Annotated in this window: 17 protein-coding genes and 1 tRNA gene; 10 read left to right on the top strand and 8 right to left on the bottom strand. The window is 61.7% G+C overall.

Translation table 11 applies throughout. The features are described 5' to 3' along the window. Positions 1–6: 6 nt before the first annotated feature. The 3 genes from VX159_RS11445 to VX159_RS11435 are packed head-to-tail and all read left to right on the top strand — an operon-like array spanning position 7 to position 3999. Positions 7–2580: a molybdopterin-dependent oxidoreductase gene (locus VX159_RS11445; RefSeq protein WP_371323020.1), complete on the top strand. Its 2574-nt coding sequence runs from the start codon at positions 7–9 to the stop codon at positions 2578–2580. Next, positions 2580–3248 carry a 4Fe-4S dicluster domain-containing protein gene (locus tag VX159_RS11440; RefSeq protein WP_371323019.1) on the top strand — a complete coding sequence of 223 codons (669 nt, stop codon included), beginning with the start codon at positions 2580–2582 and terminating at the stop codon, positions 3246–3248. The genes VX159_RS11445 and VX159_RS11440 overlap by 1 nt, the downstream gene beginning before the upstream one ends. A 4-nt stretch (positions 3249–3252) precedes the next feature. Further along, positions 3253–3999, top strand: a complete 747-nt coding sequence (locus VX159_RS11435) for a molecular chaperone (protein WP_371323018.1) — start codon at positions 3253–3255, stop codon at positions 3997–3999. Between the two features lie 8 nt (positions 4000–4007). Here VX159_RS11435 and VX159_RS11430 read toward each other — a convergent pair whose 3' ends face one another. After that, on the bottom strand, positions 4008–5246 hold the full coding sequence (locus VX159_RS11430) for an HD domain-containing phosphohydrolase (protein ID WP_371323017.1): 1239 nt from the start codon (positions 5244–5246) through the stop codon (positions 4008–4010). Positions 5247–5349: 103 nt separating this feature from the next. Between VX159_RS11430 and VX159_RS11425 the strand changes: the two genes are divergently transcribed. Both VX159_RS11425 and VX159_RS11420 read left to right on the top strand, forming a co-directional pair. Next, positions 5350–7269, top strand: coding sequence for a type IV pili methyl-accepting chemotaxis transducer N-terminal domain-containing protein (locus VX159_RS11425; protein ID WP_371323016.1), 1920 nt, complete (start codon positions 5350–5352; stop codon positions 7267–7269). A 33-nt stretch (positions 7270–7302) separates the two neighbouring features. Then, entirely contained in the window at positions 7303–7977 is a 675-nt protein-coding gene (locus tag VX159_RS11420; protein WP_371323015.1) for a response regulator, read from the top strand. Between the two features lie 91 nt (positions 7978–8068). Here VX159_RS11420 and VX159_RS11415 read toward each other — a convergent pair whose 3' ends face one another. The 4 genes from VX159_RS11415 to VX159_RS11400 form a co-directional block, all read right to left on the bottom strand. Then, on the bottom strand, positions 8069–8335 hold the full coding sequence (locus tag VX159_RS11415; RefSeq protein WP_371323014.1) for a hypothetical protein: 267 nt from the start codon (positions 8333–8335) through the stop codon (positions 8069–8071). Positions 8336–8434: 99 nt separating this feature from the next. After that, on the bottom strand, positions 8435–9202 hold the full coding sequence (locus VX159_RS11410; RefSeq protein WP_371323013.1) for a spermidine synthase: 768 nt from the start codon (positions 9200–9202) through the stop codon (positions 8435–8437). Between the two features lie 30 nt (positions 9203–9232). Continuing rightward, positions 9233–12388 carry an EAL domain-containing protein gene (locus VX159_RS11405; protein ID WP_371323012.1) on the bottom strand — a complete coding sequence of 1052 codons (3156 nt, stop codon included), beginning with the start codon at positions 12386–12388 and terminating at the stop codon, positions 9233–9235. A gap of 110 nt (positions 12389–12498) precedes the next feature. Continuing rightward, positions 12499–12573, bottom strand: a tRNA-Arg gene (locus VX159_RS11400). A gap of 104 nt (positions 12574–12677) precedes the next feature. Here VX159_RS11400 and VX159_RS11395 point away from each other — a divergent pair. The 4 genes from VX159_RS11395 to VX159_RS11380 all read left to right on the top strand — a co-directional run bounded on the left by VX159_RS11395 (position 12678) and on the right by VX159_RS11380 (position 18205). Next, on the top strand, positions 12678–14720 hold the full coding sequence (locus VX159_RS11395) for a methyl-accepting chemotaxis protein (RefSeq protein WP_371323011.1): 2043 nt from the start codon (positions 12678–12680) through the stop codon (positions 14718–14720). A gap of 118 nt (positions 14721–14838) precedes the next feature. Then, positions 14839–16815: an ATP-binding cassette domain-containing protein gene (locus VX159_RS11390; RefSeq protein ID WP_371323010.1), complete on the top strand. Its 1977-nt coding sequence runs from the start codon at positions 14839–14841 to the stop codon at positions 16813–16815. Between the two features lie 50 nt (positions 16816–16865). Continuing rightward, on the top strand, positions 16866–18071 hold the full coding sequence (locus tag VX159_RS11385; RefSeq protein ID WP_371323009.1) for an MFS transporter: 1206 nt from the start codon (positions 16866–16868) through the stop codon (positions 18069–18071). Then, positions 18071–18205, top strand: a complete 135-nt coding sequence (locus tag VX159_RS11380; protein ID WP_371323008.1) for a hypothetical protein — start codon at positions 18071–18073, stop codon at positions 18203–18205. Before VX159_RS11385 ends, VX159_RS11380 begins: the two co-directional genes overlap by 1 nt. Here the strand turns inward: VX159_RS11380 and VX159_RS11375 are convergent. Beyond that, the gene (locus tag VX159_RS11375; protein WP_371323007.1) at positions 18193–19065 is read right to left on the bottom strand and encodes an HDOD domain-containing protein; all 873 of its coding nucleotides are present in this window, start codon (positions 19063–19065) and stop codon (positions 18193–18195) included. The genes VX159_RS11380 and VX159_RS11375 overlap by 13 nt on opposite strands. Positions 19066–19186: 121 nt before the next feature. Beyond that, on the bottom strand, positions 19187–22249 hold the full coding sequence (locus tag VX159_RS11370; RefSeq protein ID WP_371323006.1) for a response regulator: 3063 nt from the start codon (positions 22247–22249) through the stop codon (positions 19187–19189). Positions 22250–22405: 156 nt separating this feature from the next. On the opposite strand from VX159_RS11370, the gene VX159_RS11365 reads away from it, so the two are divergent. Next, positions 22406–23047, top strand: a complete 642-nt coding sequence (locus VX159_RS11365; RefSeq protein ID WP_371323005.1) for an MBL fold metallo-hydrolase — start codon at positions 22406–22408, stop codon at positions 23045–23047. A gap of 13 nt (positions 23048–23060) precedes the next feature. On the opposite strand, the gene VX159_RS11360 is transcribed toward VX159_RS11365, so the two are convergent. Then, entirely contained in the window at positions 23061–24218 is a 1158-nt protein-coding gene (locus VX159_RS11360) for an EAL and HDOD domain-containing protein (protein WP_371323004.1), read from the bottom strand. Positions 24219–24281 lie beyond the last annotated feature (63 nt).

Below are 24281 nucleotides of genomic sequence, written 5' to 3'. Positions count from 1 at the left end.
AAAATCATGGATAAAAAGAACGCTTGGCTGAATTTGCTTAATCCCCGCCGGCGCAGTTTTCTCAAAAGTGTCGGGGCCGGGGCAGCGGTCGCCGGGGCCGGGACTCTGGTCGAACTGGGCAGTGGCGAGCAACAGGTGCAGGCCTTTGCCTACGAGCCCTATCCCAAGGATGACGAGTTGACCACCGTGGTCACTTCCTGTGATCACAACTGCGGTTCCCGCCACATGCTGGTGGCGCACAAGAAGGGCGATGTGATCGTGCGCCTGTCGACGGATGACGGACGTTACCAAGAGGGTGGAAAATTCGGTTTCGAAAGTGAGCAGGTGCCGCAATTGCGCGCCTGTTTGCGCGGCCGCTCGTATCGCGCCCGGCTGTATTCGCCGGAACGGCTGCTCTACCCGATGCTGCGGGTGGGCGAGCGGGGCGAGGGCAAGTTCAAGCGCGTTTCCTGGGATGAGGCGCTTGACTTCGTGGCGCGCAAGATGGTCGAGCTGAAGCAGACCTATGGCCCGACCGCGATTCTCGATCAGGCTTATGCCGGCACTTCTTATGGCGTGCTGCACAAGTCGGACCAGATCGAGGGCTTGCTGGCGCGTTTTCTCGGGATGTTCGGCTGCCGCACCAATTCGTGGTCGGTGCCGAGCTATCAGGGGACGACTTTTTCGTCGCGGATGACCTTCGGCACGATTACCGATGGCAATGAGGACGATGCCTTTGCCCATTCCAAGCTGATCATCATGTGGGGCTGGAATCCGGCCTACACTTTCCATGGCGGCAATACTTTTTACTACATGCGGCTGGCCAAGCAGCGCGGTTGCAAGTTTGTCGTCATCGACCCGCAATACACCGATTCGGCGGCGGCCTACGACGCCTGGTGGATTCCGATCAAGCCGAATACCGACGCCGCGATGCTGGCCGGGATGGCGCATCACATCTTTGCCAACAACTGGCAGGACCAGAAGTTCATCGACCGCTTCTGCCAGGGGATGGATGCCGGAACCACGCCCGAGCGCTTCAAGGACAAGGAGAACTTCAAGGATTACATCCTGGGCAAGTACGACAACACGCCAAAGACACCCGAGTGGGCCGAGCAGATCTGCGGTGTGCCGGCAGCCGACATCAAGAAGCTGGCCGAAATGTATGCCCTGACCAAACCGGCCGCGCTCAAGGCCAGCTGGGCGCCGGGGCGGGCCAGCTACGGCGAGCAGTACAACCGGATGGCTGCAGTCTTGCAGGCGATGACCGGCAACATCGGTGTCCTCGGCGGTTGCGCCGAGGGGGTCGGCAAAGGCTGGCATGCCGAGTCGGTGGCCTATCCTTACGATCAGTACGCCAATGTCTGGTACGCCTCGATCAAGTCTGACCGCTGGGCGCACTGCGTGCTGAATTATCCCAACGTGAAGCGCGAGGAAATTGGCTGCTGGCCGCGCGATGACGAGCTGGACGGCAAGATTCCCAATATCAAGGCGATTTTCTGGCATGGCTCCGACTGGTTCAACCAGCTGACCAACATCAACAAGGAAATCGCCGCGATCAAGAAGCTGGAACTGGTGGTCTGCATGGACTCGACGATCACCCCGTCCGGCCTGTGGGCCGATGTGCTTTTCCCGATTGCCACCCACTTCGAGCGCCACGATGTCGCCTTGCCCTGGTACAAAGGGCATTACTACATCCACCGGCCCAAGGCGATTCAGCCTCTGGGCGAGGCCAAAACCGATTTCCAGGTATTTACCGAACTTGCCTACCGGATCGAGCAGATCGACCCGAGCGTCAAGGACTTCGGCAAACGCTACAACCCCAAGGCAACGCGCAGCTATTTCCAGGACAACGACGCCACCGACGAGGCCTATCTGGTCGACTGGTGGAAACACAAGGTTCAGGCGCATCAGGGCGTGACGATGAGTTGGGATGACTTCAAGCGGCACGGGGTGTACAAGTTCAAGTTCGATCGGCCGCATGTGGCCTTCCAGGAACAGATCGAAAAGGGGATTCCGTTTCCCACGCAGTCGGGCAAGATCGAGGTGCTTTCCGGCTATCTTGCCGGAATCAAGGATTGGACGCGGACACAGTACGGTTATGAAATACCGTATATTCCTAAATGGATTGAGCCTTTCGAGTCCTTGAATCACCCCAAGGCCCGGCAATTCCCCTTCCACATGATCACCCCGCATCCGCGTTGGCGGACGCATTCGATCTTTCACAACATTCCCTGGCTGCGCGAGACCTACCAGCAGGAAATCACGGTCAACGCCGCCGATGCGGCAAAAAAGGGGCTCAAGACCGGCGATATCGTCGAGGTCTGGAACGAGCGCGGCAAGGTGGTAGTGCCGGTTTATGTGACCGAGCGCTGCATGCCCGGCGTGGTCGTGCTTTACGAGGGGGCGTGGATGGATCTGGCCAAGGATGGCTCCGACCGTTCCGGCAATCCCGACTTCCTGACCCTTGACCAGCCGAGTCCGGCCGGGGCGTTTGCCTACAACACCATCCTCGTCGATTTCAGGAAAACGACACTGAACCACCGTCCGGGCTGGGATACCCAGGCGACTTCGCGTTCGGTGATCTTCCGGAGGGACAAGTGATGGTCAGGAAAATCGATAAACAGGAATTGAAAGCCGGGATCGAACGCAAGGTGGCGCAGACCTATGAGCCGGTCAAGCCGGCCGTCCAGCTCGGCTTCATCCACCACAATGTCGACTGCATCGGCTGCCGCGCCTGCGAAATTGCCTGCAAGGACAAGAACGGCCTGCCGCCGGGGCCGCGCTTCCGGCGCGTGATGTACGTCGAGGGTGGGAGCTATCCCGAGGTCTATGCCTATAAGGTCAACATGTCGTGCAACCACTGCGCCGAACCGGCCTGTCTGCCGACCTGTCCGACCGGTGCGATCTGGAAGCGGGCCGATAACGGGGTGGTCGATATCGACTCGACGCTGTGTATCGGCTGCCGCAAATGCGAAGCTGCCTGCCCCTACGGAGCACCGCAGTGGGACCCGCAGGAACTGGTGGTCAAGAAATGCAACATGTGCATCGACGAACTGGAGGCTGGGCGCAAGCCTTACTGCGTGATGGCCTGCATGATGCGCGTCCTCGACATCGGGCCGATCGAGCAGATCTGGAGTGGCAAACTCAAAACCACCGCGATGGGGCCGCACGACCAGCCGGTCAAACAGGTCAAGAACATGGCCAATCCCGAACTGACCAAGCCCTCGGTGGCTTTTGTTCCGCACAGCAAGGGGCGAGTCGATGGTTGATGGGGTGATTTCTTCCTTTTTTGCTGCCCTGGCCGATGATCTGGAGCAACTGGTGCGCCTGCATCAGCATGAACTGGATCTCCCCACGGTCGACGCGCTGCAGGCCGAGCAATTTCCACAGGGGCTGGCCTTGCTGCCGGCTGCGGCGGTCGAGGCGCAAGTCCTGAGTGAAATGTCCCGGGCTGTTGCGGGCCTGCCGCGTGATGCAGCCGGCCTAGACCGGCTGGCCGCCGACTACGCTGCAATCTATCTGAATCATCGCTACGGGACGTCACCCTGCGAATCGGTATGGCTCTCGGACGACCATCTGGCCTGCGCGGCACCGATGTTCGAATTGCGCGAACTGTATGCCCAGGCTGGCTTGTCGCTGGCCGACCGGCAGCAATACTTCGATGATCATCTGGTGCCGCAACTGCATTACCTGGCACATAGCCTCCGGCGTTTTGGCCGGGCGCCGTTGTCGGCGCGGGCGGAGGAAATTGCCTGTTTCATCGACGAGCATGTCGGCTACTGGTTTCCCGAGTTTGCTGCGCGTGTGGTGCAGTTTGCCGACTGCGACTTCTATGCTGCATTGGCCGGGCTGACCCATTGGTGGCTGGGGCGGCTGCGTCACCTGCTGGGCGAGTATGCCGGCTATCCGCAGCCGGCTCGGGAAGTGCTGCGCCTGCGCATCGAGCAGAAAATGGCTAGAGAAAAGGCAGAAGTGGCTCCACTGCATTTCATGCCAGGGCCGCAGGGAGCCAGCTGGTAAGCCTTGGCTCAGTCAGAGGGGGCCGCCCGGGCCGCTGCCAGGGCGGCTTCGGGGATGTCCAGCAGACGTTCAACCAGTGCGCCATCCAGCCGTCCGGAAGCGACCAGTTCGCGCATGAAAGCAGCCGCCGAGGTCAGGTCGAGGCCGCGCCGGTAAGGCCGGTTCTGGGTCATCGCCTGGAAGATGTCGGCAACGCGCAGGATACGTGCTTCCAGTGGCAGGGTCGTGGCATCCAGATGAAAGGGGTAGCCGTGACCGCCCGGTTCTTCGTGGTGGTAGGCAGCCCACGGGGCGATCTCTTCGCAACCGGGAATCTGCCGGAGGATTTGCCAGGTTTCGAAGCTGTGGGCATTCATTACCTGGCGTTCGTCGTGGTCGAGTTGCCCCGGTTTGTCGAGAATTTCATCGGGAACGCGCAATTTCCCGATATCGTGCAGCAATCCGGCAATCTCGATCTTGTCGAGGTTGACTCCGGTAATTCCGCATTGTTCGCCCAGCAGGCGGGCCAGCGCGGCAACGCCTTGCGAGTGTTCGGCGGTGAATGGGCTCTTGGCATCGACAATCTGCGACAGGATTCGGGCCACGGGTTTCAGTTCGGCAGCCGGGACAGGCTGTTCTGCAGTTGCCGACAGCATGCTGCCGAGGTAAACGCGGATTCCCCGTGGTTCGAGCGTCAGCCAGAAGGCTTCCGGACGCGACGCAGCGAGGAAGGCTGCCAGCAGTGTTGGCGAGAAGCGACCGGCGGCATGTTGGCAAACCTGCTCGCGGATGCTGACGGTATGGCGCAGCAGGGTACCCTCGGCGTGAAACGGAGCAGCCAGCGCATCGACACGGTCAACCAGGTAAATCAGGTTGGCCGCTTCGGCAGTCTCCTGCGGCAGTCCGGCAGGCAGGGCCGGCCAGTGTGTATGGTGGTAGAGAATCGGTTCGGCCAGGTCGGCTAGCGGCGGGTATTCGCGAAGCAGGCGGTAGCCAATTTCGCAGTGCTGCTGCGAACTGGTCCAGTCGAATTCGCTGACCAATTGCCGATGGGTTGCGGTCGATGAAACCCCGATGTCGTGTAGCAGGCCAAGGTCAAAAATCCGTTCGATCCGCCAGTCGGGCCACCCCAGGTGACGGGCGCATTCGGCTGCCATGATGCCGACCCGTTTGCCGTGGGCAATATCGTCGATGCCGACCAGGTCAAGGGCATCGGAGAGTGCGTAGACGATGTGGCGGGCGCAGGCGGTACTTGGCTGGGTGGTCATGACTGGCTAAGGGAATAATAAATTCTGTTTTTGTCGGCGGCGCTTGCGTTTTTCTCGATGGCAGGTCTAAGGTTGCGCGTTTTGGGTTGCCGGATCAAGCGCCATGCTGCTCCCTGCGGGAAAATTATCGCGAAAAATTGTCAGTTCGCTGATCGCTTTTTTTGTTGTCGCCACTGCCGCGATTGGCCTGACGCTGGCTATTTCCTGGCAACTCGAAGGGGTTGCCGCAGCGATCAATGATGCCGGCAGCCAGCGCATGCGGAGTTACCGGATCAGCCATCTGATGTCGCGGATGCAGGGCGAGCAGGCGAGTACGCCGGTGATCGACGAATTGGCTCTGGAACTGCAGCGTTTCGATCAAGTTTTGCTCGACCTGCAACAGGGCGACCCGGCTCGTCCGCTGGCCGCTCCGCGCGATGACAAGGTGCAATTGCACCTGAGCAGCGTGACTGCATCGTGGGAGTCGCAATTGCGTCCCTTGGTGGCGCTCTTCCTGTCGGCCGACCGGGCGCAGCGCGAGTCGTTGCTCAATCAGTACGATTTGGTACTCGAACCTTTTGTCGGCAACATCAATCATCTGGTGCTGGCGATGGAGCGTAGCTATGCCGACGATACCAATCTGCTGCGGACTCTCCAGGCAATACTGGTTTTTCTGTCGATGGTGAGCACGCTGCTGCTGATCAGCTTTTTTTTCCGGCTGGTGATCCAGCCGGTCAATATCCTGCATGCCGGCATGCTGCGGATGACCGGGAAGGATCTTTCAGTGCGTCTGCCGGTGACCAGCGATGATGAACTTGGGCGCTTGGCCGATGGTTTCAACCGCATGGCCGAACATGTGCAGATTGCTTACGGTACCTTGGAGCAACGAGTGGAGGCCGAAACCCGGAGTCTGGCCGAGCGTAACCGTGAACTCGGAATCTTGTATGAAGCGACGGCCTTTCTCAGCGAGCCGGCTCCGTTGGAGGCCTTGTGCAAAGGTTTCCTGTCCCGTATTCGCGAAGCCCTGGGGGCTGACGGCGGTGCTGTTCGCCTTTACCAGCCGCAGTCGGAAATGCTCTATATCGTTGCCCATGAAGGCTTGTCGGAAGACTTCATTGCCACCGAAGGCGAAATGAATTGTGGCGATTGCTTGTGCGGTGGTGTGATCGAAAGCGGTGTGCCGGTGGCTTTTCACACGGTCAACCCACCGGTAGGCATGAAAATGATGACCTGCGTCCGCGAAGGTTTTGCGACTGCCAGCGCCTTCAATATCGTTTGCGAGAAGCAGCAGCTGGGTGTCTTTAATCTCTATTTTTCACGTCCGGCAGCTCTTTCGGAGCGTGAAATACGTTTGCTTGAAACCTTGGGCCAGCATCTCGGGGGGGCGATTGAAACTCAGCGCCTGAAAGCCCGGGAGAAGGAACTGGCGGTTTCCGAAGAGCGTAATTTGCTGGCTCAGGAGTTGCACGATTCGATTGCCCAGGGCCTGGCTTTTCTCAATATCCAGGTCCAGTTGTTGCAGGATTCGCTACGCCATCAGGATCTGGGCGAGTCCCTGCAGATTGCCGGCCAGTTGCGAGAGGGCGTGCAGGAAAGTTACGACTACGTGCGCGAATTGCTGTTGCATTTCCGGACCCGCCTGAATCAGGCCGATCTGGAGTCGGCGATTCGTGGTGCCCTGGAAAAATTCCAGCGGCAGACCGGAGTTGCCAGCGAGTTTATTTGTCAGGGCGGTGGCATGCCGCTGGCGCCGGAGGATGAAATCCAGATGATGCATATCATCCAGGAATCGCTATCGAATATCCGCAAACATGCCCAGGCAAGGCATGTGCAGGTCAGCCTGCACCGCAGCCAGGGGCGGGTCGAGATCGTGGTTGAAGATGATGGCATCGGTTTCGACCCGGTCAATGAGGCCAAGGTCTTGTCGGACCGCCATGTCGGACTGAAAATCATGCGTGAGCGAGCCGAGAGGATCGGCGGCGAATGTCGGATTACATCAAAGATTGGCGGCGGTACGCAGGTTACACTGCGCCGTCCGCGATGATCGCAAACGCCAAACTTCGGGAGTCGATAGGAGATGAGCGACAAAATTCGGGTGCTGCTGGTCGATGATCACACCCTTTTTCGCAGTGGAATCAAATCCTTGTTGCAACGCAACGAGGAGTTCGAGGTCGTCGGTGAAGCCGGCGACGGATTGGAAGGGATCAAGCGTGCACGTTCGCTGAAGCCGGATGTGGCCTTGCTCGATTTGCACATGCCCGGCGTATCGGGGCTGGAGGCGCTGAAGGTTATCGTTGAAGAGATTCCTGAAGTGCGAGTCCTGATGCTGACTGTCTCGGAGGACGCGCAGGATCTGATGGATGCGCTGCGGGCAGGAGCTTCCGGCTATCTGCTGAAGAATATCGAGACCGAGATGCTGATCGACGGTGTGCGTCGGGTGGCTGCCGGCGAGTCGGTGGTGTCGCAGCAGATGACGGCCAAGCTGATCGCTGGCGTACGCAACCCGCCGCGTCAGGAAAACAATCCGCCGGATCGGGAGCGCTTTTCGCCGCGTGAGCGCGACATCCTGGCCAGCCTGGCGCAGGGCGAAAGCAACAAGGAAATTGCCCGTCGCCTGGATCTCGCCGAGAGTACGGTCAAGATTCATGTCCAGAACATTTTCAAGAAACTGAACATGACTAGCCGGGTACAGGTTGCACTCTATGCCGTCGAGCATGGCTACGGCCCGGCGCGAAACGCTGCTGCCGGCTGAAATTACGTGCGTTCCCCGGTACTGGTAGGAACGCACGTAAAAACCAACCCCGGCAGCGCCGGGGTTGTGTGCAGGGTCCGGTCTTGGCCGCTCAGTGTTGTGGAAGCGGGTGGCAGCGTTGCAGGTGTTCGTAAACCGTGACCAGTTCCTGCGCATGCTGATAGTGGCCGCCATCAAGAGCATGCTGGATGTTCTCGATGATCATGGTGTGCACCTGACAAACCCCTTCGGGTGTGCTCAGCAAAGCTTCGCCGAGCTCTGCCGCGACGGCCAGCGGGAGATGCTCGTGTTCGGCGATGGCCTCGATTTCGCCGCGATCAAGATCGCAATAATCCAGCACGTCCTGTATCGATAACATGGGAAAACTCCTTAGCGGGACAAGTCGGGCATGATCAACCGAAACCCCGACGGTACCTGTCTTGTTTGTAGTCCACTCTACCCTTCAGGACAAGCCGGATCAAAAGAGCAGGCTTGCCTCGCCGCTGGCGCTCCGCAGTTCCTGCAACGTCGGGCGTAAGTCCAGGCGGGTGTCGGATTTCAGGGCAAGGGCTCGCTGTTCCAGATCGGCGAAGGAATAATGGCGGGGCTCGCCGTTGTGAGCGAGAACGATGACGTTGCCGCTGGCAGACGGCGGCAGGACCAGGGTCCGGTTAGCGAAGACCTCGCGGATGCGGGCAAGCAGGGCCTTGAAGTTGCGGTCCCGGCCAAGCAGGTTGATGGCCAGCAAGCCGTTTTCGGCCAGACGGGCACGGGCAGCCTGCATAAAGGGTTCGGTGCCGAGAGCTCCCATGCGTCCCTCCGGATCGAATCCGTCGATCAGCAGCAACTCGCTGGTGGGGCCGCCCGCCAGCAAGTACTCGGCACCGCAAGCATGTTCGATGTGCAGACGGGGAGGGTCGTCCGGCAGCTTGAAGTACTGACGGGCCACGAACTCCACCTGGGGGTTGATTTCAACCACGGTTTGCCGGCTGCGCGGCAGGTAACGGTGGATGAAACGGGTCAGCGATGCAGCTCCAAGCCCGATCTGCAAAATGTTGCGCGGCCATTCTGCCGGCTCGCGGAGCAGTAGTCCGAACAGCATGTCGCGGGTGTAGGGGAGTTCCAGCGACCAGGGGCGAGCAATGCGCATCGCCCCTTGAATCCAGTCCGAACCGAAGTGGAGATAACGGACACCGGCATCCTCACTGATGTCGATGGCGTGGCGTGGGGCTTTGGAGCGAGACATGGGGAAAACCGCAGATGGAAACAGGCGGCATTATCCGGCAAGTTGGCCGTTGCTGCCGGTCTGTACTGCGGGTGGGTGGCGATGTTCAAGCCGTGCGATGGCTTCCGGCGGCAGCGGACGATAGAAGTGGTAACCCTGAAAGTGCTGGCAGCCCCAGTCCTGAAGCAGGGCACATTGTTCAGCGGTTTCAACCCCTTCGGCGATGACTTCCAGTCCAAGACTTTCTGCCATCCCGATGATTGCCCTGACGATTGCCGCATCGTTGGCGTTTTCGCTGAGGTCACGGACAAACGACTGATCAATCTTGAGCTGGGAGAGCGGCAGGCGTTTCAGGTATGAGAGCGAAGAGTAACCCGTACCGAAATCGTCGAGTGACAGGGTCAGCCCGAGCTCGCGCAGTGCTGACATCTTGCGCACCGTATCCTCGACATCCTCGATCAGCAGGGATTCGGTCAGTTCCAGCTTCAATCCACGCGCAGCGGCGCCGCTGCTGAGCAACAACTCGGTCACCTGTTCGACAAAGTCCGGGCGGTGGAACTGACGGGCGCTGATATTGACTGCCAGGGTCCAGTTTTGGCTGGCTGGGTTGCTCTGCCATTCAGCCAGTTGGTGACAGGCTTGGGCGAGTATCCAGCGCCCCAGAGGGACGATCAGGCCGCTTTCTTCTGCCAGGGGAATGAACAGCCCCGGAGAAATCATGCCGCGTTCGGGATGTAGCCAGCGGACCAAGGCTTCGGCGCCGCCGATCTGGCCCCGGCCATCGACCTGCGGCTGGTAGTGCAATACGAATTGCTGCTCGGCCAGGGCTTGGCGCAGGTCGGCTTCGAGGCTCAGGCGGCTGGCAACGGCGGATTGCATGTCGGGGTCGAAGAAACGCACATTCTGGCGGCCGTTTTCCTTGGCCTGGTACATCGCCAACTCTGCTTGCTTGAGCAGTTCTTCGGGACCCGGACTGTGTTCACCAATCAATGTGATTCCGACGCAGGCACTGCAATGGCAGTCCTCGTCGCCGACTTTGTAGGGGCGGGTGAGGCTGGCCAGCAATTCCTCTGCTTTTTGCTCGGCCCGGGTGGCGCTTTCGCTGCTGAGCAAACCCAGTTCGCTGCAACAAACCACAAAGTCATCACCCCCCACCCGGCCGAGGGTGGATTCGTCGCCGCTGACTGCGCGCAGGCGTTCGGCGATTTCAGCCAGCAGGCGATCTCCCTGCGCATGTCCAAGGCGATCGTTGAGATGCCGGAAATTGTCGATGTCGACGAACAGCAGGGCACCAAAACCCTGTTTGCGCCGGGCCGTGTTCTGTGCCAGTCGGTCAAGGAAGAGACGGCGGTTGGCGAGGCCGGTCAGACTGTCGTACAGCATCATGTATTCGAGCTTGGCTTCCGCCTGTTTGCGCTCGGTGATGTCAAGGAAGGCCGCGACGTAATGCCGGATAGCTCCATGCTCGTCTCTGACTGCGGTAATCGTTAGCCACTCCGGGTACAACTCACCATTTTTCCTGCGGTTCCAGACCTCGCCCTGCCAGCGTCCGAACTCCTGCAATTCCTGCCACATGCGCCGGTAAAATGCCGCATCATGGCGTCCTGACTTGAGCAGTGAGGTAGTTTGTCCGATGGCCTCTTCGGGACTGTAGCCGGTGACCTGGGTAAAGGCACGGTTGACCCGCAGGATACGGTTGGCGGCATCGGTGATGACGATCGCTTCCTGCGTTTCGAACGCCACCGCAGCCAAGCGCAGCGCCTCTTCGGCAGCCCGTTCTTCGGAGATGTCCTGGAAGCAGACGACGGCGCCGACGATCCGGTGACCTTCGGTGATCGGCATGGCGTCGAAACGAACCTGAAAACCGCTGCCATCGGCCCGGAAGAAATATTCCTCTCCCCGTGACGGGCGACCCGCACGTAATGCCTGGTAAAGAGGACAGTCGGTTTCCGGATAGGGGCTGCCATCCGGACGGTGATGGTGAAACAGCAGATGTGGATTGCGATCGATGCATTCCTCCGCGTTCAAACCGAGCATGCGTAACGCAGAAGGGTTGATGAAAGTGCACTGACCGCCGGCATCAACCCCATACACCCCTTCGCCCAGACTGCTCAGTAACAGGCTGCGCTCGTGGGCACCCTTGCGAATCAGGCGGCTGTCCCGACGCATGCGCCAGACCGTCGCCAGTGCCAGCAACAACAACAAGACCAGCAGGCTGGCCAGGGGCTGGCTGTACTTGTGCCAGACATCGCGGAACTCGAAGCTGTTGAGGGCTTTCGGATGTACGCGCAGGCGCAGCAGTACGGCTTCCAGTGGCGTGTAGTCACCGGGTGGGGAAAAACCGTAGTACTGCCCCTGGCGGGCAGCCTCCGAGTCCGGGCGGAGGTTGAGCAGGGCCAGCGTGAGCGTCTTGTTGATCGCTTCCGGGGTGCCGCGCATTGCAGCCAGCGGCCATTCCGGATAGAGCGCCGTGGATAGCAATTGCGGGAAATCGGCTTCCGGCTGGCGGTTGAGTATCTTGAGCTGGTCCAGCCTGAGCTTACCTTCTGCCGCCATCGCCTCAAGCACACCGGTTCTGACGAAGCCGGCGTCGGCCCGCCCTTCAAGTACGGCGAAGACAGTATTGTCCTGCGGCTGACCGCTGAATTTCAGGCTGGCCGCATCGCGCGGGAGGTGGAGGCCGCGCTTGAGCAATTCCCATTGCTGCATCCGGAAGGCACCAAACGAGTGTTCGTGCACCGCCATCAGGTGTTTTCCGGCGAGATCGTCGAGGGTGTTCAGGTCCCGCCGTTCTGCACGGGTGAATATCACCCCGCCGAACTGGGTTACCGGCCGGCCGCTGGCGAGTGGCATCAGGGTGACCAGGGCTGCCAGTCCATGCCGTTCACGGAGCAGAACGTAGTGCTCCGGCTGGGTCAAGACATAGTCGACTTCCCGCTGGGCTACGGCCTGATCGAGGGCGTCCTGGCGCAAGACCCGCAATTCGAGCCGGCTCCCCCGGGGTAGCGAGGTTTCCAGCGCATTCGCGGTTGCCTGCCAGCGGGCCAGGGTCTGTTCCGGGCTGCGAAACGCAAGAATGGCCAGGCGATAGGTGGCGGCGGGCTCGCCGGCAAACGGCACCAGGCTGGTCAGCAGCAGGCCGAGCGGCAGGAGGCTGCGCAGCAGTGCAACAACTAGCCTTTGTGAGTGCTGGTAGGGCTTGAGCACAGGGAGGGGTGGTCCGAAAGTATTAGAGCCTGTCGATTTTCCGACGGCATCGTCGGTGCCGGGTTGATCTGCATCAATACTTGCGAGGGTCCTGTAGCCGGGCTTCAGGCTGGCGCCCCCAGGTGGAATCGAACCACCAATTCGCCCTTAGGAGGGGCGTGTTATATCCATTTAACTATGGAGGCGCAGCGGTCCCTTGCGGACGGCGCGCATTGTAACGGTTTATCGGCAGGGCGTGGCAGATTGAAATATTATTACTTGATTAAATGTTGAATCTTGCGGGGGGCGTATGAAACATCATTTTGTGCAGCGACCTTTGGCCCAGCAGCTGATTTTGGTGATCTTGCTGGCGATGCTGTTGGTCTTTGGCGGGATGGTCTGGTTGATCGAGCAGCGGGCCAGCCGGGCAGCGTTGAGCGTGGCCGAACAGAATTTGAAGCACGAGGCCGAATTGATGGCCTCGACGCTTGATGCCTTGTTTGAGTCGGTCAAAGCGCGCGGCGAGCGGCAGTCGGATTTCTTTTTGAAATATCTGGGTGGCGTACCGGAGCCGGGGGCGGGCCAGGTCAAGACCGGTGAGGTGGAACTGCCGCCGGTTCGCCTGGGCAGTGAACTGCTGAATGGCAATGAACGCCTGCTGGCGGCATTTCGTCAGCAGACTGGCGAGGAGGGGGCATTCCTGGTGCTGCATGCAGGCAAGGTGTACCGCTTGGCGACCTTGTTGCGTGACAAGGACGGCAAGCCGATGCACGGGGTTCCCTTGCCGGATGGTGATCCGGTGGCGCGGGCTGTGCTCGCCGGGCAGGACTACCAGGGGCTGGCGATTCGCGGCGGCCGCTATTTCTTCAGTACGGTCAAGGTGCTGCGCGATCCGGCGGGGAAAGCCTGGGGGGCGTACTCGGTCAGATTGTCGCTGGAGAGCGAGCTCAAGCGCTTGCGCAGCCAGTTCGGGCAGATCGTTGCAGGCAAGACCGGTTATGTCTTCATCGTGCGGGCTACCGATGACAAGGGGGGCGGCGAATTCGTGCAGCATCCCAGGTTCCAGGACAAGAGCCTGGCCGAGATCGATGCTCCGGCCGTGGTCAAGCAAAGTATTGGTGAGTTGCTGATCCGGAAGAACGGTGCCGATCGCTATGTTCTGCCCGAGGCCGAAGGGCTGTTGCGCGAGAAGCTGATCTATGCCGCAACTTCGCCAGCCTGGGGGTGGACCGTGTTTACCGGCAGTTGGGTCGATGAATACCTCGACGAGAGCAAGGCATTGCGCAACATGGTCCTGCTGGTCAGCGTCGGGGCTGCGCTATTGCTGGCGATTGTCGTGCGCTTCCTGATCGCGACGCGCCTGCGCGGTCTGGCGGTCCTGGTCGAGCGGGTCGAGGCATTAAGCGCGGGCAACTTGCGGGTCGCCTTGCCTGCGGTTGACGCAGATAGCCGCAATGAAGTGGAGGTGATTTCCCTGGCTTTCAGCCGCATGGCGGTACAGATTCGCGAACTGGTTGCCGGAGTTGCCGAAACCTCGCAAAAATTGCATGGCGCTGCCGAAGAACTGCAGGAGGCCGCAGGGGCTGCGCTCGAAAGTTCGGCTCAGGCTTCGCAGTCGGCCAACGGCATTGCCGCGTCGGTCGATCAGTTGTCGGGCAGCATTGCCCAGGTTGCCGACCATGCGGGCGAGGCGGCGCGCATTTCCGAGGATGCACGCCAGGTCACGGTCAGTGGCCGCGAAGTGGTGGCGCGAACCGAGCAGGAGTTGATCCGTGTGGCTGCCGAAATTGGCGAGTCTGCCGAGCTGATCGAGGCGCTGGGTGAGCGGTCGCAGCAGATTTCCAATGTGGTTGGTGTGATTCGCGAGATTGCCGATCAGACCAATCTGCTGGCGCTCAATGCCGCCATCGAGGCGGCTCGCGCCGGTGAGCAGGGGCGCGGCTTTGCGGTGGTGGCCGATGAGGTGCGCAAGCTGGCCGAGCGCACGTCGTTGTCGACTCAGGAGATCGCGGCGACGGTACAGGCGATCCTGAGTGAGACCTCGGGGGCCGTGTCGCGCATGCAATCGGTCAGTGGCAGCATGCGCGACAGCGTTGATCTGGCTCGCGCCGCCGGGGTAGCGCTGGCCGGTATCGAAACCCATGCGCAGCAGACCGTGGGCGTGGTGCATGACATCGCCGACACCACTCGCCAGCAAAGTACAGCCAGTCAGGAAATTTCCCGCTTGGTCGGTGCCGTGGCTCAGGTTGCCGAAGGCAATAGCGGACGGGCGGCTCTCAACCGCGAGCGGGCCGGGCAATTGCAGCAGCTGGCCAGCGATTTGCAGGCGCGGTTGTCCCGATTCTCGGTGTAAGCCTTGTTTGTGGGGCGTCGGGCCAGCACCGCAGGCTGTTAAAATCGCCCCCATCCAGTCAGCGGCGTCCTCTGGGGCGCCGCTTTTTTCATGATCTTGTTGTGAGCGGTCGATCGCCATGCCCTATCTGCGTCTTGCCAATGCCTGTCTAGCCTTCGGCCATGTGCCCTTGCTCGATCATGCCGATTTCCAGCTCGATCCTGGCGAGCGGGTTGCGCTGATCGGCCGCAACGGCGTTGGCAAGTCCTCGCTGCTGGCCGCCCTGGCCGCCGGCAGTGGACGTGGCCGGCTCGACGATGGCGAAGTGTGGACCCAGCCCGGCATCCGTGTCGGCTATGTGCCGCAGGAGCCGCCCTTTGATCCTGAGGCGACGGTGTTTGCCGCCGTGGTCTCCGGCATGGGCGAAACCTCGCGCCTGCTGGCCGAGTATCACGCGGTTTCGCACCAGTTGAGCGAAGGCGGTGACAGCGAGGCCCTGCTGGCGCGCATGTCCGAGCTACAGCACGAACTTGAAGCATGCGGCGCCTGGGCTTACGAAGCGCAGGCCGAGCGGGTGATCGCGCGTTTCGGCCTCGATCCCGAGGCGCGGGTCGGCAGCCTTTCCGGGGGCCAGAAAAAGCGCCTGGCGCTGGCCCAGGCGCTGGCGGTGGCGCCGGAGGTGCTGCTGCTCGACGAGCCGACCAACCACCTCGACATCGCCGCCATCGAATGGCTGGAAAACCTGCTGATCGAATCCGGCGTCACGCTGCTGTTCATTACCCACGACCGGGCGTTCATGGAGCGGGTGTGCACCCGCATCGTCGAACTGGATCGCGGCCAGCTAGCCAGCTTTCCCGGCAGCTTTGGCAAGTATCAGGAGCGCAAGGAGGCGATGCTGCACGAGGAGGCATTGGCCAATGCCCGTGCCGACAAACTGCTCAAGGAAGAAGAGGTGTGGATTCGCAAGGGCGTGGAAGCCCGGCGCACGCGCGCGGTCTTCCGCGTCCAGCGGCTCGACCGCCTGCGCGCCGAGCGCGCCGCCCGCCGCGACCAGATGGGTAAGGTGCAGTTGCAGCTCGACGCCGGCGACAAGAGCGGCAAACTGGTCGCCGAACTGGAGCATGTGCATAAAAACTACGGTCAACGTGCCATCGTTCGCGATTTCTCGGCGCGCATCCAGCGCGGCGACAAGATCGGCGTGATCGGCCCCAACGGCGCCGGCAAGACCACGCTGCTACGCCTGATCCTCGGCGAGTTGCAGGCCGACAGCGGCGTCATCCGTCAGGGCACCAAGCTCGAAATTGCCTACTTCGACCAGTTCCGTACCCAGCTCGACCCCAACGCCAGCCTCGCCGATGTGATCTCGCCGGGCTCCGACTACGTCGAGATCGGCGGTGCCAGGAAGCATGTTATCGGCTACCTCGAAGATTTCCTGTTCGCGCCCGAGCGGGCGCGTTCGCCGGTCAGTTCGCTGTCCGGCGGCGAACGCAACCGCCTGCTGCTCGCCCGTCTGTTCGCCAAGCCGGCCAACGTGCTGGTGCTCGACGAGCCGACCAACGACCTCGACATCGAAACCCTGGAACTGCTCGAACAGCTGTTGCAGGACTACGAAGGCACCATTTTCCTGGTCAGCCACGACCGGACCTTCCTCGACAATGTGGTGACCCAGACCATCTCTGCCGAAGGCGACGGGATCTGGCGCGAGCAGGTCGGCGGTTATGCCGAATGGGCCGAATGGAGTGCTGCCCGCCGTGCCCGTGAGGAAGAGCTCGCCCGCGAGCAGAAGCGCAAGGACGAGGCCGCCAAGGCGGAAAATCGGCAAAATTCACGGTCGACCGTGGAAAACGGTCAAAATGCGGCGAAAAATTCCGGTCCGAAGGGTGACAAACTGTCATGGAAAGAAAGCCGCGAACTGGAAGGGCTGCCCGACAAGATCGCCGGTCTGGAGTCCGAGCAAGCTGCGCTGAGCCAGAAGCTCGAAGACCCGGCGCTTTATCAGCGCGACCCGCAAGGGGCGCAACAGGCGGCCGAGCGGCTGGCCGCGATTGACGACGAATTGCTGGCCTTGCTCGAACGCTGGGAAGTGCTCGAAGCCAAAGCCGGGAACGCTGGCTGAACGGCGTTGCCCAAGTCCCTTCTATTGACTGTTTGGCGGACCGAATTCCGATGAGCTCTACTCCCAACGCCGGTTGGCGTACCCCGTTCCTGATCCTGGTCGCCGGCTGCATCATCCTGACGCTGTCAATGGGCATTCGCCACAACGGCGGCCTGTTCTTGCAGCCGATGACGGTGGCGCACGGCTGGAGTCGCGAGACCTTCTCCTTTGCGATTGCGATCCAGAACCTGGTCTGGGGACTGGCCTCGCCTTTTGCCGGGGCTTTGGCCGACCGCCACGGCGCTGGCAAGACGATTGCCGGGGCCGCCGTGCTCTACGTCATCGGCCTGGTGTTGATGGCGCAAGCCAGCACGCCGCTGGCGTTTGACTTGTCGGCCGGGGTGCTGATCGGCCTGGGTTTGTCTGGCACCACTTTTGCGGTGGTGATGGGGGTGATCGGCCGCCACACCACGCCGGAACGGCGCAGCCTGGCGCTGGGGATTGCCAGTGCCGGCGGTTCTTTCGGGCAGTTCGCGGTGCTCCCGGTCGGACAGATGCTGATCAACACCTACGGCTGGCAGAGTGCGCTGGTGCTGCTCGGTGCTGGCGCCGGCCTGATCGCACCGCTGGCCTATGCGCTGGCCGACGGCCACCGCCCGGCGGCGAGCAGCGGCCAGTCGATTGGCGAAGCACTGCGCGAAGCCAGCGGACAAAAAAGCTTTCACTACCTGTTCTGGGGCTATTTCGTTTGCGGCTTCCAGACGGCCTTCGTGATGTTGCATCTGCCGTCCTTCCTGGTCGATGCCGGTTTCTCGGCCAACGTCGGGATGACGGCAGTGGCGCTGATCGGGCTGTTCAATATCTTCGGCTCTTTCCTGTTTGGCTGGGGCGGCGGCCGCTGCAGCAAGAAAAACCTGCTGGCCTTGATCTACGGGCTGCGGGCGGTGGTGATCGTGATTTTCATGCTGGTGCCGCTGTCGACCGTGAGCGCCTGGGTTTTTGCCGCCGCAATGGGCCTGCTCTGGCTGGGTACGGTGCCGCTGACCAATGGGCTGGTCGCGCAAATTTTCGGCCTGCGCTACATGTCGATGCTGACCGGGATCGTCTTCCTCGGCCACCAGTTGGGCAGCTTCCTCGGCGCCTGGCTGGGCGGTCGCATTTTCGACCAGACCGGTTCCTACGATCTGGCCTGGATGATCGCCGTCGGGCTGTCGCTGCTGGCGACCCTGTGTTCTTTGCCGATCAATGAAAAGCCGCTGCAGCGGCAGGCGGCGTGATGCAGCGGCGCTGGCGCTGGTTGATCGCCGGTATCGCCGCGACCTTGCTGGTACTGGTGCTGGCGGCAGCTTTTGCCGCCTACCAGATGCCGGAGTTGTTGCTTGACTGGACCAACCTGCGTTACTGCGGCTGAGCCGGAGTGTCCTCGTCGTCCTGTTCGGCAAATTGCGCCGGCACGTCGACCCCCAGGCGACGGCAGACCGTTGCCGGCGTGGTATTGAGCAACTTGCCGATGTCGCGGTAGTCGTCGGGCAGCGCCGGGTCGTTCCAGCCGTGGGCCGAATGGCGTGCCAGGCGCACCGCCAGAGTGACGTTGCGGACCCGCACCTGTTCGGCATGGTCGTCGTCGATCAGGGTCTTGAGCAGTTCGGGCAAGTGCCAGACGCCGCAGAGTGCCAACTGAATATCGAGGAAGGTGAAGTCGAGTACCCGCTTTTGCGCATCGGCACTGCGCAGGGTTGGCTCAAGCACCTGCAGCTGATGGATCATCAAACCCAGCTTGGGCGCAAAGCACCACACCAGGATTTCGGCCAGGTCGTGCAGCAACGCCGCGATCCGTACGTCTTCCATGTTGATGTCCTGGCGGCGGATCGCCCAGTCCTGTGCGTAATCGGCGGCCCGCTGGGCGCGCCGGATGACTTGCAGGACACCGAGCAGGGCGTGCGGATCCTGGTCGTGCAGTTGTTCCTCGATCGTCGGCAGGTTTTCGAAACGATGAAAGAAGGGCTCGATCCCGGCCATCAGGATGGCGCCGCCGATGGTCGTGATGTCGTGCTGCAGGAAGCGACCGCGCATCGGCTGGATGTAGGCGAGCACGCGCACGGTCATGATCGGGTCCTGCAGGATCACCCGCGCCAGTTCGCGCACATCGACCGCGTCCAGGTTCTCGCGCATCTCTTCGAGTCGGCGTTTGGTGACGCGCAGTACCGGCAGGCTGTTGTTGGAGAACAGCAAAATCCAGTCTTCGAGTTCGGGCAGGGGGTGGTCGAGCATGATCGGTTCCGTTTATTCATCAGTAAGCCGAAACCTCCGCATCCGCTGTGTAGCGGATCGTGGCCGGTGAATCGACTAAGCAGAATAAAGCGATATTCATGCCAGAAATGGCAGAAATGCCTTAGCCGGGCAGGTAGGCGGCAAGCAGCTTAAGCAGGTGTTGCTGGTGTACCGGTTTGGTCAGATAGTCGTTCATCCCGGCTGCCAGACAGCGCTCGCGGTCGCCTTCGAGTGCGTTGGCGGTCATTGCGATTACCGGGATCTGCGGATTGCGGACCTGGCCGTCGCGGCGCAGCCGGCGGGTCGCCTCGAAGCCGTCGAGGACCGGCATCTGGCAATCCATCAGGACCAGGTCGAAATCTTCGGTCGCCAGCCGGGCCAGGGCGATCTCGCCGTTTTCGGCCAACTCGGCGGTGTGCCCCTGTTTTTGCAGCAGCAGAACCGCCAGCTTCTGGTTGATCGGATTGTCCTCGACCACCAGGATACGCCGGCCGCCGCAATTTTCTTCCAGGGTGTAGCGGGTGATCAGCGGCTGCGGGGCGGTCGTGGTTTGCGGTTCGCTGGCGCGTAGCATGGCCAGGCAGCGGCGGATGTTCTCTTCTTTCAGCGGCTTGGTCAGATAGGCAGCAAAGCCGGCCTCGTGAAAGCGACTGGCATCGCCGCGCAGTGCGACCGAGGTCAGCATCACCAGCTTGGTTGCTGCCAGTGCCGGATCGCCGTGAATCAGCCGGCCCAGGGTTTCGCCGTCCATTTCCGGCATGTTCATATCGAGCAGCGCAATTTCGAAGGCCTGCCCGTCGGCTTGCGCCGCTTGCAGCAGGCGCAGTCCTTCACGCCCGGAGGCGGCTTCGCTGCCCAGGCAGCCCCAGTTTCGCAGCAGGCGCTTGAGCAGGCGGCGATTGGTTTGGTTGTCGTCGACCACCAGAACGCGGCAGCCGTTGAGGTCGATGGGGTGGGGTAGGGCGCTGCGCGGGCCCGCGTCTTCCGGCGGGAACACCTGCAGCGACAGGGTGAAGGTCGAGCCGACGCCTTCGGTGCTGGCGACCTGGATATCGCCGCCCATCAATTCGGCCAGCCGCCGGGCGATCGACAGGCCCAGGCCGGTGCCGCCGAAGCGGCGGGTGGTCGAGCTGTCGGCCTGCGAAAACGGTTGGAACAGGTGTTCGCGTTGTTCTTCCGAGATGCCGATCCCGGTATCGCGGACGGCAACGGTCAGCAACTGTCCGTTTTCCTGTTTCGCGCCGTTACGGACACTGATCGCAACTTCGCCGCGGGCGGTGAACTTGATCGCGTTGCCGGCCAGGTTGAGCAGGATCTGGCGTAGCCGGCCGGGGTCGCCGCGGACCCGTTGCGGTACGTCGGGGGCGATGTCGCAGATCAGTTCCAAGCCTTTTTCAGCGGCCTTGATCGCCAGCGTGTCGACGGTATGGCCGATCGCCTGCGGCAAATCGAAGTCGATGTACTCGATGTCGAGCTTGCCGGCTTCGACCTTGGAAAAGTCGAGAATGTCGTTAATCACGGTCAACAGCGATTCGGCGCTGTTTTTGACGATGGTCGCGAAATCGCGCTGTTCGTCGTCGAGTTTGGTGTCGAGCAGCAATTGCGACATGCCGATCACGCCGTTCATCGGGGTGCGAATCTCGTGGCTCATGTTGGCCAGGAAATCGCTTTTCGCCCGGCTCGCCGCTTCCGCCTTCAGCTTGGCCTTGAGTAGCAGCCCGGCAGTGCGTTCGTTGATGATCGCCAGCGCGAAGATGTCGCCGATCTGGGCCAGGGTTTCCAGGGTGACCGTATCGCTGGCCGGATTGCAGACGGTGTCGACGACCAGCGACCCTAAGGTTTCCTGGCCGTGTCGCAGAGCGATCTGATAATGGCCGTGGGCCGGTTCGCGCAAGCTGCAGTGCTCAATCACGCGGACGTGATCCCCCGGTTGCAGGTCGTTCCATTCCTGCCACAGGGCTTCGCCGTGCAGGAAACTCTGCTGCTCGGTGTCGATCCCCCGGACTGCGAGCCAGAAGCCGCCTTGCGGATGTCGGCTTTCGATCTGGCCGAGTGCCGCCAGTGCATGGTCGATACGCTTGGCGAAGGGCAGGTCGAATTCCTGCAGGGCGTGCGCTACCGCGTATTTGACCTGGGTGGCCTGGTCGCGCCGGACCCGGTCGGATTCGGCTGCAGCGACCCGCGTTTCAATTTGCCGGACTCGCCAATACAGGGCGAATGCCAGCAGAATGCCTAGAGCAATGGTGAGCAGCAAAAGCAGAATCTGATCGTGCGTCCGTGCCTGCGTCTGAGCTTTGAGATCGAGCAGCACGGCCAGCGAGAGCGCCGGTCGGCCATCGGTGTCGGGGATGTCGACAAAATCGACGGCCCAGTGGTTGTCCGCTTCCCGCAGCAATTGTGCGCCGCTGCCGCTGCCTTGCAGATGAGCTTGCCAGGCAGTGATCAGGGGCGGCGGCAGTTCCGCCTGGGTCTGGTTGAGGATGACCAGATCGCGGTAACTGTCCCAGTTACCGCTGAAGTTGAAAGTGCGCTTGCCCAGTGCAAAATCTTCCACATTGCTGTACTCCTTGCGCAGGCCGGAGGCGATATCCACCCCCTGATTCTCCTTGATCTTGTTGGCGAACCAATGCACTTCCGTACCCAGTTCGAGGTAGCCGAGCAGTTGGCCTGAGGTGTCATGCCAGGGGCGAACGTGGCGCAGGGTGAGGACGCCGGTGCGGCCGATTTCCAGTCCAGTGAATGGCTGTTGCAGTCTGGCGGCCTGTTTCAGCGTGCTGCGCTCGATCAGGTCGCCGGCGTTGAGTGGCGCGTGGACTCGCAGCAAGACCTTGTGTTCCGGGGTAATGAAATACCAATGGCTGATCCCGAACGCATGGTTCAGGGTTCGCAGCCGCTCCTGGCTCAGGGCCAGCAGGCGGGTGGGGTGGCCCTGGCGCATCGCCTGCTGCAACTCGGGCATGGCCGCAGCTTCGGCAGCGAACCACGCCAATTGACGGCTGCTGTCGGCCTCCAGATTGTGCCAGCCGCTGCGGACCTGGGTGCTGAGCTGGGTCATGCGCAGGGTCATCTGCGTATCCAGGTAGCGGTCGAAGCTGAACAGCGTAAGGGCTTGCAGCAGTGCGATGGCAGCGACGACCGGGAGGACGATCTGGCGCTGAAAGCCGAGCGATTTGGGCGGGGACATGATTCGAGTTATGTGTTTATGTCGCTACTGACGAGGATAACCGATGTACTGCATGCGATGCGGCTATCGCAGACCGCTTGGCCGTGGTGGCGGTACGAAGCGCGCCGGCTTATCTGGTAAAGTTTCGCGCTTCCGATTCGGCACCAAGGTTGGGCTATGCGCTATCTCGTCGTTCCCGTCACTCCCTTCGAACAGAACTGCACCATTTTCTGGTGCGAGCAAACCCGTCAAGCCGCGGTAATCGACCCCGGCGGCGACATCGACCGCATTCTGCATGCCTTGCAGCAGGAAGGCCTGACCCTGGCGCTGATCTTGGTCACCCACGGCCATATCGATCACGCCGGGGCGGTGCACGCGCTGGCTGAGCGGACCGGCGTACCAGTCGAGGGGCCGCATGCCGAAGACCGGTTCTGGATCGATGGCATGGCGCAGCAAAGCCGGATGTTCGGGTTCCCCGAAGCACAGCCCTTTGTGCCGACGCGCTGGCTCAAGGATGGCGACAAGGTCCGTTTCGGCGAAGTCGAGCTCGACGTGCTGCACTGCCCTGGCCATACCCCCGGCCATGTCGTCTTCTTCCATGCGCCGAGCCGGTTGGCTCAGGTCGGCGACGTGTTGTTCCAGGGCTCGATCGGGCGCACCGACTTCCCGCGCGGCGACCACGAGACGCTGATCCGCTCGATCAAGGACAAGCTGTTTCCGCTCGGCGACGAAGTCAGCTTCATTCCCGGTCATGGGCCGCAGTCCACCTTTGGCGAAGAGCGCCAGTTCAATCCTTTCCTCAGCGGTCGCTTCGGTTGAGGTGGGCGCCGCCTCAGGCGCTGAGCTGGATGCTGCCGGCCCAGTGCAAGGTGGCCAGTTGCGCAGCGAGATGGCCGCCAGGTTCGATTCCAAGCGTGCCGAGCAGGTTTTCGGCCTGTTCCAGTTCGCCGCTTTCGGCATGCTGGATCGCTGCCAGCAATTTCCCCAGCGTTCCCTGCTGTTCCGCCAGCGCAGCGCGGACCGGTGTCGCCAGGGGCAACTGTTCGAGGATTTCTGGGAGTGGCCGGTTGAGCAGGACATCAAGTAGCGAAAAGCTGCCAACCATGAAAGCCGCATCCTGCGGATGCTCAAGTTCTGCCGGCAGTTCGAGGTCGCGGCTGAGCGTTTCGATCAGGTGGCCGCGAGCAGCCGCCTTGATCAGCAAGGGGTTGGCTCGCTGGCCGTTGTCCGGGTCGGCATAGACCAGCAGTTGCAGCCAGCGTTGCAGTTGGCGCCGGCCGAGCAGATTGATCGCCTGGCCGAAGCTGGCGATTGGCACGCGCGGCGCGACGGCAGCGGAATTGACCAGGCGCAGCAGGCTGTACGACAGCTTCGGTTCCTGGCGGAAAACAGCCTCCAGTTCGCCGGTACTGGCGTCTTCCGCGATCAGCGCGAGCAGCCGGAGCAGCCGGGTACGCACGGTGTCGGCGCGGTTGCCGTTGGCGGACCGCGTCAGCAGGTACTCGCAGGAACACAGGGTGAAGCCGTTCTTCTGTACCCAGTCGCGGTCAGCATGCGAGCAAACCTCGCTGGCGATCAGCGTGCTGCGTGCGGAGAGCCCGAGCAAAGACAGCGGTGGCAGGGTTCGCGCATGGCCGCAGCGTAGCAGCAGGTAATCCCAGTTGCCGGCGCCCGGCAGCGGCTGGCCGGGCTGCAGTGCGAGCACGGTCTTGCGTCCGGCCTGGCGCAGCAGTGCCAGGCGCTGGCAGTCGGCCTCGGCTTCCGGCGGCGCGACGAACACCGGGGTCAGTCGTGGCTGGTTGTCGCACAGCGGTATCGCCGGCGCCAGCCAGAGCGCCTGTAGGGGAAACTTTGCCCAGTTGGGGTCGGCGGTCAGTTCGGCCAGCAACGGTGCCGCGTCGGTTCCGGGCAGCAGGTCGCAGCGGTAGCCGGCGCAGGTTTCGTCGGTGGCCAGCAGAGGGTGGATGAACAGGTAGTGCCGTTCGTTCATGGCTAATCATTCAGTTTTTTGCGCGATCCTAGCAAACTTAACTGCTGGCGTCTGTGCGGGTAA

It is taken from the genome of Dechloromonas sp. ZY10, from assembly GCF_041378895.1.
Taxonomy (GTDB): domain Bacteria; phylum Pseudomonadota; class Gammaproteobacteria; order Burkholderiales; family Rhodocyclaceae; genus Azonexus; species Azonexus aquae.
This window is presented reverse-complemented; position numbering and strand designations above follow the sequence as displayed.

Coding starts and splice junctions, on each gene's coding strand:
- VX159_RS11375 (WP_371323007.1), bottom strand. CDS start 19,065: ATGCTCGACCACCCCCTGCCCGAACTCGAAGACTGGATTTTGCTGTTC.
- VX159_RS11410 (WP_371323013.1), bottom strand. CDS start 9,202: ATGTCTCGCTCCAAAGCCCCACGCCACGCCATCGACATCAGTGAGGAT.
- VX159_RS11425 (WP_371323016.1), top strand. CDS start 5,350: ATGCTGCTCCCTGCGGGAAAATTATCGCGAAAAATTGTCAGTTCGCTG.
- VX159_RS11445 (WP_371323020.1), top strand. CDS start 7: ATGGATAAAAAGAACGCTTGGCTGAATTTGCTTAATCCCCGCCGGCGC.
- VX159_RS11420 (WP_371323015.1), top strand. CDS start 7,303: ATGAGCGACAAAATTCGGGTGCTGCTGGTCGATGATCACACCCTTTTT.
- VX159_RS11430 (WP_371323017.1), bottom strand. CDS start 5,246: ATGACCACCCAGCCAAGTACCGCCTGCGCCCGCCACATCGTCTACGCA.
- VX159_RS11370 (WP_371323006.1), bottom strand. CDS start 22,249: ATGTCCCCGCCCAAATCGCTCGGCTTTCAGCGCCAGATCGTCCTCCCG.
- VX159_RS11390 (WP_371323010.1), top strand. CDS start 14,839: ATGCCCTATCTGCGTCTTGCCAATGCCTGTCTAGCCTTCGGCCATGTG.
- VX159_RS11385 (WP_371323009.1), top strand. CDS start 16,866: ATGAGCTCTACTCCCAACGCCGGTTGGCGTACCCCGTTCCTGATCCTG.
- VX159_RS11440 (WP_371323019.1), top strand. CDS start 2,580: ATGGTCAGGAAAATCGATAAACAGGAATTGAAAGCCGGGATCGAACGC.
- VX159_RS11395 (WP_371323011.1), top strand. CDS start 12,678: ATGAAACATCATTTTGTGCAGCGACCTTTGGCCCAGCAGCTGATTTTG.
- VX159_RS11360 (WP_371323004.1), bottom strand. CDS start 24,218: ATGAACGAACGGCACTACCTGTTCATCCACCCTCTGCTGGCCACCGAC.
- VX159_RS11415 (WP_371323014.1), bottom strand. CDS start 8,335: ATGTTATCGATACAGGACGTGCTGGATTATTGCGATCTTGATCGCGGC.
- VX159_RS11365 (WP_371323005.1), top strand. CDS start 22,406: ATGCGCTATCTCGTCGTTCCCGTCACTCCCTTCGAACAGAACTGCACC.
- VX159_RS11380 (WP_371323008.1), top strand. CDS start 18,071: ATGCAGCGGCGCTGGCGCTGGTTGATCGCCGGTATCGCCGCGACCTTG.